This is a genomic window from Pseudomonas sp. GP01-A4 (assembly GCF_058780865.1).
Genome location: NZ_JBYSWF010000007.1, coordinates 1 through 12,139, shown reverse-complemented (window position 1 = coordinate 12,139; position 12,139 = coordinate 1). Strand labels below are relative to the sequence as shown.

8 protein-coding genes and 1 pseudogene are annotated in these 12,139 nt (G+C 52.1%); 7 read left to right on the top strand and 2 right to left on the bottom strand.

Features of this window, described 5'->3' with window-relative positions; genetic code table 11:
* The first annotated feature begins 9 nt into the window (after positions 1–9).
* The 7 genes and pseudogenes from glmS (at position 10) to AC3WKX_RS06735 (ending at position 10,298) form a co-directional block, all read left to right on the top strand.
* Positions 10–1,842 (top strand): glutamine--fructose-6-phosphate transaminase (isomerizing), encoded by a 1,833-nt coding sequence (gene glmS / locus AC3WKX_RS06765; RefSeq protein ID WP_008439539.1) that lies wholly within the window; start codon positions 10–12, stop codon positions 1,840–1,842.
* Between the two features lie 280 nt (positions 1,843–2,122).
* Positions 2,123–2,980 carry a TnsA endonuclease N-terminal domain-containing protein gene (locus AC3WKX_RS06760; RefSeq protein ID WP_061433812.1) on the top strand — a complete coding sequence of 286 codons (858 nt, stop codon included), beginning with the start codon at positions 2,123–2,125 and terminating at the stop codon, positions 2,978–2,980.
* Positions 2,977–5,145, top strand: a complete 2,169-nt coding sequence (locus AC3WKX_RS06755) for a TnsB C-terminal domain-containing protein (RefSeq protein WP_038444699.1) — start codon at positions 2,977–2,979, stop codon at positions 5,143–5,145. The genes AC3WKX_RS06760 and AC3WKX_RS06755 overlap by 4 nt, the downstream gene beginning before the upstream one ends.
* Entirely contained in the window at positions 5,142–6,611 is a 1,470-nt protein-coding gene (locus AC3WKX_RS06750; RefSeq protein WP_019334869.1) for an ATP-binding protein, read from the top strand. The genes AC3WKX_RS06755 and AC3WKX_RS06750 overlap by 4 nt, the downstream gene beginning before the upstream one ends.
* A gap of 15 nt (positions 6,612–6,626) precedes the next feature.
* Positions 6,627–7,100 (top strand): annotated as a pseudogene (locus AC3WKX_RS06745) (TniQ family protein); the annotation flags it as partial.
* Positions 7,101–7,154: 54 nt separating this feature from the next.
* Positions 7,155–8,306 carry a TnsD family Tn7-like transposition protein gene (locus tag AC3WKX_RS06740; protein ID WP_227496890.1) on the top strand — a complete coding sequence of 384 codons (1,152 nt, stop codon included), beginning with the start codon at positions 7,155–7,157 and terminating at the stop codon, positions 8,304–8,306.
* Positions 8,307–8,624: 318 nt separating this feature from the next.
* Complete coding sequence (locus AC3WKX_RS06735) at positions 8,625–10,298, top strand: TniQ family protein (RefSeq protein ID WP_102606399.1); 1,674 nt, start codon at positions 8,625–8,627, stop codon at positions 10,296–10,298.
* Between the two features lie 386 nt (positions 10,299–10,684).
* Here the strand turns inward: AC3WKX_RS06735 and AC3WKX_RS06730 are convergent, their stop codons facing one another.
* Together AC3WKX_RS06730 and AC3WKX_RS06725 are read right to left on the bottom strand one after the other, a co-directional pair.
* Entirely contained in the window at positions 10,685–11,242 is a 558-nt protein-coding gene (locus AC3WKX_RS06730; protein WP_019334872.1) for an arsinothricin resistance N-acetyltransferase ArsN1 family A, read from the bottom strand.
* Positions 11,243–11,295: 53 nt separating this feature from the next.
* A complete protein-coding gene (locus tag AC3WKX_RS06725; protein WP_025992770.1) occupies positions 11,296–11,793 on the bottom strand; it encodes a MarR family winged helix-turn-helix transcriptional regulator in 498 nt (165 codons plus the stop codon).
* Between the last annotated feature and the right edge of the window lie 346 nt (positions 11,794–12,139).

Below are 12,139 nucleotides of genomic sequence, written 5' to 3'. Positions count from 1 at the left end.
AGAGAAACCATGTGTGGAATTGTTGGCGCAGTCGCTGAACGAAACGTCACTGCCATTTTGCTCGAAGGCCTCAAACGCCTGGAATACCGTGGCTACGACAGCGCCGGTGTGGCGCTCTTTACCAACGCCGGCAAGCTTGAGCGCATGCGTCGCCCGGGCAAGGTCAGCGAACTCGAACAAGCGTTGGCCGGTGAGCCGCTGGTAGGCCGCCTGGGTATCGCCCACACCCGTTGGGCCACCCACGGCGCGCCGTGCGAACGCAATGCTCACCCGCACTTCTCCGGTGACCTGGCGGTTGTGCACAACGGCATCATCGAAAATCACGAAGTGCTGCGTGAACAGCTCAAAGGCCAGGGTTATGTCTTCACCTCGGACACCGACACCGAAGTCATCGCCCACCTGCTGAACCACAAGCTCAAGGACATCGGCGACCTGACCAACGCTCTCAAGGCCACCGTCAAGGAACTGCATGGCGCCTATGGCCTGGCCGTGATCAGCGCCAGCCAGCCTGACCGCCTGGTCGCCGCCCGCAGTGGCAGCCCATTGGTGATCGGCCTGGGCCTGGGCGAGAACTTCCTCGCCTCCGACCAACTGGCCCTGCGCCAGGTGACTGACCGCTTCATGTACCTGGAAGAAGGCGACATCGCCGAGATCCGCCGTGAAAGCGTGTCCATCTGGGACGTCAACGGCCAGTCCGTGGAACGTGAAGCCGTGCAGTACCGTGACGGCGCCGAAGCCGCCGACAAGGGCGAGTTCCGCCACTTCATGCTCAAGGAAATCCACGAGCAACCGGCCGTGGTGCAACGCACCCTGGAAGGTCGCCTGAGCCAGAACCAGGTATTGGTGCAAGCCTTCGGCCCGCAAGCTGCCGAGCTGTTCGCCAAAGTGCGCAACGTGCAAATCGTCGCCTGCGGCACCAGCTACCACGCCGGCATGGTCGCCCGTTACTGGCTGGAAGAACTGGCCGGCATCCCGTGCCAGGTCGAAGTTGCCAGCGAATTCCGCTACCGCAAGGTGGTGGTGCAGCCCGACACTCTGTTCGTGACCATCTCCCAGTCCGGTGAAACCGCCGACACCCTGGCCGCCCTGCGCAACGCCAAGGAACTGGGCTTCCTCGGCAGCCTGGCGATCTGCAACGTCGGCATCAGCTCCCTGGTGCGCGAGTCCGACCTGACCCTGCTGACCCAGGCCGGTCGTGAAATCGGCGTGGCATCCACCAAGGCCTTCACCACCCAGTTGGTCGGCCTGTTGTTGCTGACCCTGTCCCTGGGCCAGGTTCGCGGCACGCTGGGCGAAGGCGTTGAGGCACACCTGGTCGAAGAACTGCGCCGCCTGCCGGCCCGCCTGGGTGAAGCCCTGGCCATGGACAGCACTGTGGAGAAAGTCGCTGAGCTGTTCGCCGACAAACACCACACCCTGTTCCTCGGCCGTGGTGCGCAATACCCGGTGGCAATGGAAGGTTCGCTCAAGCTCAAGGAAATCTCCTATATCCACGCCGAAGCCTACCCGGCCGGTGAGCTCAAGCACGGTCCGCTGGCCCTGGTGGATGACGACATGCCAGTCGTTACCGTCGCGCCGAACAACGAACTGCTGGAGAAGCTCAAGTCCAACCTGCAGGAAGTGCGCGCCCGTGGCGGGCAACTGATCGTGTTCGCGGACGAGAAGGCCGGCATGACCAATGGCGAAGGCACCCACGTCATCAACATGCCGCACATCCACGACACCCTGTCGCCGATCCTCTACACCATCCCGCTGCAGCTGCTGTCGTATTACGTCGCTGTGCTGAAGGGCACCGACGTTGACCAGCCGCGTAACCTGGCGAAGTCGGTGACGGTGGAATAAACCGCACCCGAACCACCAAAACCCCTGGCTTCTAACAATAAAGATTGACACTTAACAATAAAGATTGACACGCCGTAACATAGATTGACACAAGGCCGAAACCCCCGTATTTACGGGGGTTTCCATTTTTTGGCTGAGCCATCGGTCTAGATTCTCCGCTTCGCCACGCTCCGGGAGTAGGCTAAAGAGGGCTGTACCATGAACAGGTGGTGGGCGATTTTTTCCTATAACTATTTTTCAGGGCGAGGAGAGGCGGTCCCGGCGGACGAAGGAGGTAGCATTGCGCGGTCGTAGGTTTTCGTCTGAGACAGATATTCAGCGGCATATTTCGAATGGATTCGGTAGCGGAGCTGGTGCCAGTTATCTGCCGTGGCTGCGCGTCCAAGACGTGCCTTCCAGAGGACGCTCCCACAAGATCCAAGGTGTGAAGATCGATCGTCTCCACCACCTCTTTTCTGACCTCGAACGCGCTTATTTTTTGGTATGTGAATTTTCGGAAAATGTTGTGGATATACGCGAACAGTATCCACTGCTACCGCGAGAAAGTGCTCAAGCAATCGCGAGCTCTATGGGAGTGCGATACCCGAAGTATCCGAAGACAGTGCTTCCTTACGTTATGACCACGGATTTTTTATTAACGATAAAAAAGCCCGATGGCAGCTTTAAATCCGTAGCCAGAACAATCAAATACCGCAGTGACCTCGAAGGCAAAAAAGCCAGGAGGACGTTGGAAAAATTTGAGATCGAAAAGCGTTTCTGGACTGGCCAACACGTTGATTGGGCCATTGTCACCGAAGAAATGTTCAGCCCCGATTTGATCAAAAATTTAGGCTTACTCAGGAAGTTCGCTCAACTGCCGCGCGCCTTGGCAGAGCCATCATTACACACAGATTTTCTGGGGCACTTAGCGAGCTGTCGTCCCTACCCGTGGAGTACTGCTGAATCTCTGCGAAAGATTGCCGCACGTTTATTTATCTCCTATCAAGACTCTCGGGCTTTATATCATCACCTGATATGGGCTAAGTCGATCAAGGTAGATTTGGTTGGTACTCCCATTCAAATGACTGCACCACTACCAACATTTGAAATCATTGAGAAACCAATGAAAATTTCACTGACGGCGGAGGGCCTATCATGAAAGTCCAAGTCAATGATTGTTTCGAACCGCTTACTGAGTTTTCCGTCGTGCCGGGCTTCGTTAGGGTCTTGTACCTCAATGAGCGATACGATGCGGTCGTTTTGATCCAATTAACGGATCCGCCCCGCCAACCGATTGGTTTAGGCCTGGAGGAGCTTCGCGGATCCGTCATTGCAGGTGATACGAAGCTAGCCAAGGTCGTTACGCCTGAGTTTCTCTTAGTGTTAGAGGATGACTTGGATGAGAAAAAGAAGCGGGAAAGGGATGAAAAGTGGAACATCATCGCACCCCTGATCGACTCAGGTTATCCAGGTCAGATATTCGCTCCTGGTGAGATGGGTCAAATGGTCGGCGCTAGAGCTGTTGAGCTCGGTATACAGCGCAAGAGCATCTATCGGCTTCTGTACCGTTACTGGATCAACGGCCAAGTTCGAAATGCGCTCTTGAAAAACTATGCGGGCGTCGGAGTTCCTGAGCGCAAGTATGATCCCGCAAAGCCCCCGGGTAGGAAGCCAAGGTATCAAGGTATTGCCGTTTCACCGACCAAGGTTATCGATGCAGTGGATAAGCGCTGTATCCGTATCGGCTACTCGTTATTTGTCGGGGATAAGACTTCTACGATAACCAACGCCTATGTTGAGATGCTCAGGAGGTTCTATACCGCGAAAGACCTGTCGAAAAATCCAGAATCAGGCGGTCGTTTGCTACCCGAATCGGAAATTCCTTCCTTTAGACAGTTCGATTATTGGGGAAAGCAATATTTCGACGAGGTTGAAACTGAACGTGGCCGTAAGGGAATGCGTAAGTGGCTAAAAGATTGCCGCCCCCTTTCTGGAACCGTCCGTGACTGGCTTCGTGGCCCCTGCCATCAGTTTGAGATCGATGCCACCATTGCGGACATTTATCTCGTGAACGGATACTCCAGGCGAATGCTCATTGGACGGCCGGTTGTGTACGTCGTCATTGATAGCTTTTCCGGCATGATCGTCGGTCTCTATATCGGATTAGAGGGCCCGAGTTGGAACGGAGCCAGGCAAGCGCTTTTCAACGCTTTCACTTCGAAGGTTGAGTTTTGCGCTACCAATGGGGTCACAATCGATTCAGAGGAATGGGCCTGTCATCACCTCCCACATCACATCTACGCTGATCGAGGCGAGATGTTGGGGAAAGCAGCTGAGGGTCTTGCCACTGGCCTGAATATCGAGCTGGGAATCGCTCCGCCTTACCGCCCTGACTGGAAGTCGATGGTTGAGAGCCGGTTCGGTATCCTGAACAACCTGACAGGCATCAGGTGGCTTCCTGGTGGTGTAGCTGCTAGGGAGAAGGAACGTGGCGAGCGAGATTACCGACTCGATGCAACGCTGAGCATTAAAGAGTTCACCAAGATTATCATCCAGTGTGTCCTTCACTATAACCGCTTCAACAGGCAGCCCGACAGGCTCACTCAAGAGATGATGAACGACGGTGTCGATCCGACGCCGTCAGGTATCTGGACTTGGGCATTAGAAAATGGTCATGTCGAACCAAACAATCATCCCGACGAGATGGTCTATCTCCATTTGCTTCCGCGTGAGCAAGCGACGGTGCAAAAGGGTGGTGTGCTATTCCGAGGGATGCACTATGTCTGTGATGTAGCGATCGAGAACAACTGGTTTGCGAAGGCCCGTAGCCGCGGGGTTTGGTCGATAGAGTGTTGGTATGACCCAAATTCCTCAGCACATATTTGGATTCGGGGAGACAACAAACAGTTCATCCGTTGCGATTTGCGTAAGTCTGATAGCAAGTATGCTGGTTATCGATCCGATGAGATTTTCGATCTGCTCGAAGCTTACCGCCAGACTCCACCGACTCATAAACGTGCTGAGCTGGAGAGTCGGATTTCGTTGCTGGAGGAAGTTAATAAAGTCGTCAGCGGTGCGATCGCTGAGCGAAATGATGAGCCAGCGCCTGCGACCAAAGCTGAGATGATTGGAAATATTCGTGAGAATCGCGCCGTTGAGCGCCTCAAGGAGCGTGAGACCGCCCATGTGCCAGAGGGTGTGAGGATTGAATCGCCTGTGCTCAAGACAGAGATCTCCCAAGATCGCTCAGAAAACTTTGCCGGCCCTCGCAGCGCTCAGGTTATCGATATGCTCAAACGCCTCCGCCCAGGACAAAACTCATGAAAGGCGCCCAAGTTTTCGCAAGCTACACGAAGCAGGCGATAGCGGACTACGCGGGAAATCCACTCATCGAAGCGCTGCCACCGATCTTCTCAGAAGAGGTGGCAATGCAACTAATCTCGAACTTCCCCCGTCCTGTTGATCCAGAAGAGCTGACCCTCGACCGATCGACTCGGGTTCACTGCATCGACCGCTTGAGAACGGTGGTCCAGCCTTTGTTGGTCCACATGGATCTGGAGTCCGTATTTTCATTGCTGGTACGACGTGGGTACGTCGGACGCAACCCGACCTCTCCAGACACTGTCAGACATCTTCACTCACTTTCGGGCGCACAGCGCTACCACGATGGATTCAAGTCCACTGCCGAAACGTTCAGTCTGGTTGGCCTTAGTGGCATTGGAAAGTCCACCGCACTCGAAGCCATTTTGAGTCTCTACCCTCAAACGATTCGCCACGAGCGTTATGAAGGAAAGCAGTTCGTTCATACCCAGATCACCTGGCTCAAGCTTGACTGCCCCCGAGATGGTTCGCTGGCAGGCTTCTGTCAGCAATTTTTCTATGCGGTCGGGCGAGCTTTAGGTGATGAGGATTACTACAAGCGGTATAGGGCTCGGAACATCAATGACTCGTTGCAACAAATGGAACAGGTTGCGAGTACATTTTTCATCGGAGCTTTGCTGATCGACGAACTTCAGAACCTGCACCTTGCAAAAACTGGGGGCAAGGACAACATGCTCAATTTCTTCCTCCATCTAGTGAACAACATCGGCATTCCCGTGGTGTTCATCGGGACAAATTCGATGATCAGCCTATTTTCGGACGTCATGCGCAACGCAAGGCGTTGCTGCGGCGTCGGGGTACTCGAATTTAAACGTTTTGAGAAGGACGATGACGAGTGGCGCATGCTTGTTGAAAACCTCTGGAGCTATCAGTGGTACCAGCAGCCGGTCGAACTGACAGAGGATGTGTTTGATGCGCTGTATGAGCATACACAAGGGGTCACCGACTTTTTGGTGAAGCTTTTGGTGCTCAGTCAAAGGTACGCGATCCAGAGTGGTTCGGAATGCGTTACCGCCGAGACAATTGCGTTGGTGAGCAACACCAAGATGCAGATATTGAAGCCAGCTTTGTCCGCTCTGCGAAGCCGAGATCCGAAACGGATGCGGCAGTTCGATGATTTGCTTCCGATTGAAGACCAACTAAGCGACATGATGGCGTTCGATGGTGTGGCTCGGCCGGAGCGACTGGCATTGCTGCGCAGTGTCATCAGTCGCAGCGACAATAATGCTACCAAACCTAATGTGGCGGCCGTTAACCAAGTCAAATCGCAGTCACCTGCGGCGGTGGCGGTTGAGACCTCAGAGGCACAGGCGCTAAGTGAAAGTGAAGACTCCATTGAGGCGTTGAAGAGCGCCGGTTGGATAAGCAGTGATCTCTTTGAGTTTTCTCCGTTGTATCGGAAGGGGTGAATTAAGGGTGACGAAATGGGGCTCAAATTCCATTTCTTTCCGGCCGTTTTCCACGATGAGACGCTTCACAGCGTTCTCTCAAGATACGCCCGGCTCTGTGGCGTACGTAGTTGCGCAGCAGTTTTCGATGGAGCGCAGTCCGCGAAATGCTTTTCGCAGAACGTTGCTTTTCCATGTCGACTAGCTGAGCTTGTCGAGGCGCTGCCGTGTGATACAGGCTTATCGCTAGCCGCTGTTATAAAGCGCCATACGCAACTGCCCTACTACGAACCTTTTTTGACCCCGCAACAGGTGGGCGACGCCAATATCTTGATGGCGGGAAACGGCAAGGGGTTGATGCTAAGGTTGGGGTTAATCGCGAGCCGACTCCAGTTTGCTTCGAGAGTGCGATTTTGCTTCGACTGTGTCGAACAGGACATGGCCTGTGTGGGAGCAGCGTACTGGCACCGTGTGCATCAGCTTCCAGGCGTTTTGATCTGTCCCCACCATGGAACTCCGTTGAGGCTCCTTGATTACCGCTGGTTGAGCAGAAACTCTCGAAGAATGCATTTACCGGACGATGAGGACGTTCAGTCTCACTCCATTTCGCTAGAGATCCCTCAAAATCTACAAAGTGCTCTGCACGAAATAGCGCAGCGTTCGATGCAGGTGCTTGAGACCGATGTTCCGCCATTATGTCCTGATGCGATTCGCTCGGTGTTTCTGGATAGCGCTATTGCCTTGAAAATGGCTTCCGATACTGGTCGGCTGCACTTAGGCATTTTGGCGCGACACATGTCTGCATTCTTTGAGGGGCTCCCCTCCTCAGGGGAGTACTCGATACTGAGCAAGTCGTCTGCGGATATACCGGCGGCCTGGATTGTGAAGCTTTTACGTAAGCCGAGGGGCACCCATCATCCACTGAAATTCATCCTGCTGGCCTGTGCGCTCAAGGTCGACATGGAAAGGATACTGCGGCCAAACGGTCCTATTACCGAGTCGCTTAGTCGAACTGCCAATACCGAAACTCCCTGTGGACGAGCTGCCAACAGATCTCCAACCAATCGCTCAAGCACCAATGAGTATATGAGTGAGGCATCTGAAACGATCTGGACGCTGGCGCTCTCGGGGGCTAACGCTAAAACCATAGCGTCAGAAACAAGGAGCTCGGTTACATGCGTCTATCGAATGATACGCGCGATTTCGAATGGACCTGACCTATGGAAAGAGGCGAGGCTTTCGAAACTTCTGGTTGATAGGAGGAACCGATTTGACGGGGAATACAGAGCTCGCCTAGCTCATGAGTGTCGAGATTATGTGTGGCTTCATCGAAACGATCGGCAATGGCTGTCCGAGCTGACACAAGAGCCAGGTAAAGCCCACAGACCGCGCGGACAGCAGGCAGAAAGATTCAAAGACCTCGACCTTGCCAACGAAGTGGTTCAATGCGCTGAAATGTTACGAGCGCTTCCAGGTAAACCTGTCCGCATCTCACGGACAAAAATAGGCAGAGAGCTTCATGTGTTATCTAGGTTTGAAAAGCAGCTCAACAAGCTGCCGCACTGTGCGGCTGCACTGGCAGCCGAATGCGAAACCCTTGATGCATTTCATCGGCGGCGCCTGAGCTGGGCCGAGCGGAAGCTAAAACTTGACGGCAAGCCAATCACTCAATCAGCGCTGTATCGAACAGCGTGTCTCAGAAAACTCCAAATATGAGTGAATGCACCCTGATCCGCGTATGAATATTGCTCTGTAACGCCGTCGGCACAAGCCTCTATATATATGAGCTGTGCGTGGATTCGATGTGTGAATTTTGACGAGGCGTGCAGTGAAAGTATTTATATGTGTGGTGTATTGTATTTTGACTCTGGCGTAAAAACTGCTGTTTTCTAATAAAATAATTGCTGGCTGTTCGCTACTGTATGGCGTTCATTTTTAAAAATCCTTACCCGGGTACACGGTGATATGTGATAAAAGAACACCATCCACAGGACTCGCGTCCTACCAGAACCCACGTTAGAAAGTCGGCTACTCATGTCCAGTATTCTGTTTTTCCCAATGTCTATGCCAGACGAGACACTATTATCTCGTATTACGAGATACCATTTTTTGTCCGGAAACAAAACCGAGGCAGAAACCTTTCGTGATCTTTTTGGCGTTGCGCCATTTCAGCTATCTATCATACCGAAGCAATTAGAAAACCTTGCTTCTCGATTGCCGGGAGTTAAAGAAAGCAACTTGGCTGAGTTGCTTGAGATTAACACTACGTTCCCAGCCTACAAACCTTTTATAGGATTATCAAAAGAACCCTCTAAGGAGTTTGACAAGGTTTTATCTGATGTCGCTCGAGTGCCTAGGAGAGAAGGTACGAGGAATAGCAGAGCTAAAATTTGCTTGGCCTGTGTGCAGGCCGACCTCATAGAGTGTGGCTACGCATATTGGCACCGAGCTCATCATGTACCGGGCGTTACAGCGTGCTGGCGACATGGTGAAGAACTTCTTCAATCTTGCCCTAATTGCTCTCATCCTTTTTATCGTAAAAACCGATTGTTACCGGGGTTGACCGATGATTGTGCTTGCGGGTGGAACGCTGTTAAACCTGCGAACCGCTCACTCGCCTCAAATGAAGAGAGCGAGTTTGCAGTTTTTGTAAATGATATTCTGCAACGCAATCTGCCATCGATAGATTATACGGTTTTGGCTGCTTGTTATCGGCGTCAAGCAAAGAAGCAAGGGTTTGTTCATGGGAACCTAATTGGCACAGCTAAATTATTTAGCAGTATTCGTGATAAGTTCAGCGATAAAATTATTTCAAAAATTGATTTGGCATACGCAGCTGGAATTCGAAGTCAATGGATTAGGCTATCGACAACAAGAGGTCAAATTGATATGCCGTTGGCAAGGCATCTTTTAATATCTCTCCATCTTTTTGGATGTGCAGAAAAGTTTGAGAAATGCTTGGCAGAAGAGTCTCTACTTGCTAGCTCGGCAAACCCGACGGTCCGTCTTAAAGAGAAAACTTTGCCAGAACATAAGAAAAAGGCTTATCGAGAAAAAATCTCAATGCTACTTGAAGTGAAGCCAGGCATTGGTATGGACTATCTTTGGGTAAGTGCTTATCAAGTAACCCGTTGGCTCAACGAAAACGATAAGGACTGGTTGTTGAGTAAAATTACAGGGAACGTAATGCAGAAGAGTAGTGCCGAGCCGGCGGTGAACGATGAGGACGAAAAATACGCAACTATTCTTATAGAGGGCGTTGAGAACTTGTACCGCATCACCCAAAAACAGGTGCGAGTAAATATCAGTAACATGCTTGCACTTTTGCCGCGAAAAGTAAGTAGGCAGCGTGCGACTCGTAAGTCTTTCCCGTTGTTGTCAGCTCAACTTGAACTTCAATTTGAGTCTCTTTGGCATTTTAGGTTGCGGAGATTTATATGGACGATGTCGGAGATCGCGAGGCTTAAGTTACCGCCAAACAACTCCAGCTTGAGATTATTGACAACAGTACCTCATGTGGCCTGCCAGGCTCTCATAAATCACTTCGAGTGGAATTTAGACAGCATGGTTAAGGACGGCATTAAGGTTGAGGTTATGCTTAGAAATACCGGCGTCTCGCGGCAATGGGAAGGGCCACCAGGTTATGATATTCCCATGGGTGGCAATGCATACATGGAGATGATCGCGTCCAATTCAAAGCCCCAGTAGATATTTTTATGGCGTGGCGCAGTTGCTCTGGATCCGGTGATTTCTGTGGCTTATTGCTGGGCGTTGGATGTCATTGTTAATACCGACGCCTATTGCGTATTGATCGGGCATTGGATGTGCACCGATAGCAGCGGTTTACGCATATACGGGATTTATGCCGCATACGTCGATTTCGCGTATTCAATGTCCGCAGACATCGGTATCTATCTCAACGTCGATTCAAGCATGAGCAGGGGAATTACGTCGCTGGCGCAATCCACTCCAGTGGGCTGCGTAATTACATAGGCTTGACCACCTATTTGCATTCGACTTGACCAGTTAGGCCGTGATTGATTGTTTCGCTGTACGTAGCCTGACTGACAAGATTTTAAGTGTGATAGAGAACCCTAACAGCCGCTTAATCCATTTGATTCAGTCTTGGTTGCAGCCATTGGTGTTAGCCACGGCATTTGATTCGTAGGAATGAGTCGCTCGACAATTGCGCAGTCGATCCAACGACCGTCAAGGCATGCATGTTTCTCGTAAACCCCGACTTGGCGGAATCCGCAAGCTTCGCACAGGGCGAGACTGGCGCGGTTAGATGTGAACACGCGAGAAAGGACTTTCCAAAATCCACGAGCTTCTGCCTCTTTAAGCAGCGCCTGAAGGAGATTCTTACCCAGCCCCTGGCCTCGCACCTCACGGCTCATGTAAATCGAAAAGTCAGCGATGCCGTCATAGCACGCGCGATTGCGGTAGTCACTAAGGCTCGCCCATCCGATGACCTTATCGTGCTCATCAAGCATCACCAGAACGGGATAACGATCATGAGCCTCAAGTCGCTCTAGCATGTCATCAGGGTTACGCGGAGTGGTCTCGAACGTGGAACTTCGTTCCGCAATCCCTTGGTTATAAATAGTGGCTATCGAGGTTGCATCAACTGGCTCAGCAGGACGGATACGCATGATCGGGTTCCATTATGTTGGTAGTAACAACATTTGAATCAAAAAATGGAGATTCAATAGGCTTGCGTTGGATCTGAGCCACGCTCATTTGTGAGGCCGCAGCGTTTTTCGGTAGCTCGTGTAATCTGCCTGAGCAAGGTTAATGCTCCTTGCCTGGCTTCGGCTGAAAGGTTCTCGATCATTGTTATCTCTTCGGCAATGAGATCGCCCCTGATTTTTTCGTAGAGTTCCCTGCCCGCGTCCGTGGCCTGGATCTTCACGGCACGGCGGTCTTCGTTATCCTCAGCGCGTGACACATACCCCTTGCGTTCGAGCGCATCGATTACGCGGCTTGCCGTGCTTTTGTCTAAAAACATCTTTTCAGCCAAGACCTGAAGCCGCATGGCTCCTTTCTTGACCAGCGTTTCGACCGCGTAGCACTGGGTGACTGAAACGTCGTAGCAGCAAATCCGATCTCTATCTCGAAACTGGTAGACACGGACGAGCTGATTCAACGCCTCGTACAGATCCTCGGCATCCTGGGACAACTGGTCTTTTTTCCGCTTCGGCATAATCGTCACAAATTCGTTGTTAGCCGCAACAATAATCTGGGGGATGCAGATCGTCAACAAGCCTCCGCTGGCTGATGACAGGAAATCTGTCGCACTAGCATGTTGTGCCCAACAGCCAAAAAAGAATTCAGCAAGTGAGCTTTGTGGCCCAATCCTGGCACCTCTTAGTGTTGGAAAAATTCGGCCCAATGCTGCTGTTGAACTTGCTGTACTGGTTACAGCTGATTTGCGTTGTGATCAGCTCGTCTTCCGACGAAAAGTCGTCCGACTGCGGATTCCACGCCATTCGGACACTCAGCCCACGCTGATCCGGACACCTGTTCCACGCTCATTCGGACAGGCAGTC

Bases quoted from the DNA above. Each gene is read 5' to 3' on its own strand.
- glmS (WP_008439539.1), top strand. From the start codon at position 10: ATGTGTGGAATTGTTGGCGCAGTCGCTGAACGAAACGTCACTGCCATT.
- AC3WKX_RS06755 (WP_038444699.1), top strand. From the start codon at position 2,977: ATGAAAGTCCAAGTCAATGATTGTTTCGAACCGCTTACTGAGTTTTCC.
- AC3WKX_RS06750 (WP_019334869.1), top strand. From the start codon at position 5,142: ATGAAAGGCGCCCAAGTTTTCGCAAGCTACACGAAGCAGGCGATAGCG.
- AC3WKX_RS06740 (WP_227496890.1), top strand. From the start codon at position 7,155: ATGCATTTACCGGACGATGAGGACGTTCAGTCTCACTCCATTTCGCTA.
- AC3WKX_RS06735 (WP_102606399.1), top strand. From the start codon at position 8,625: ATGTCCAGTATTCTGTTTTTCCCAATGTCTATGCCAGACGAGACACTA.
- AC3WKX_RS06730 (WP_019334872.1), bottom strand. From the start codon at position 11,242: ATGCGTATCCGTCCTGCTGAGCCAGTTGATGCAACCTCGATAGCCACT.
- AC3WKX_RS06725 (WP_025992770.1), bottom strand. From the start codon at position 11,793: ATGCCGAAGCGGAAAAAAGACCAGTTGTCCCAGGATGCCGAGGATCTG.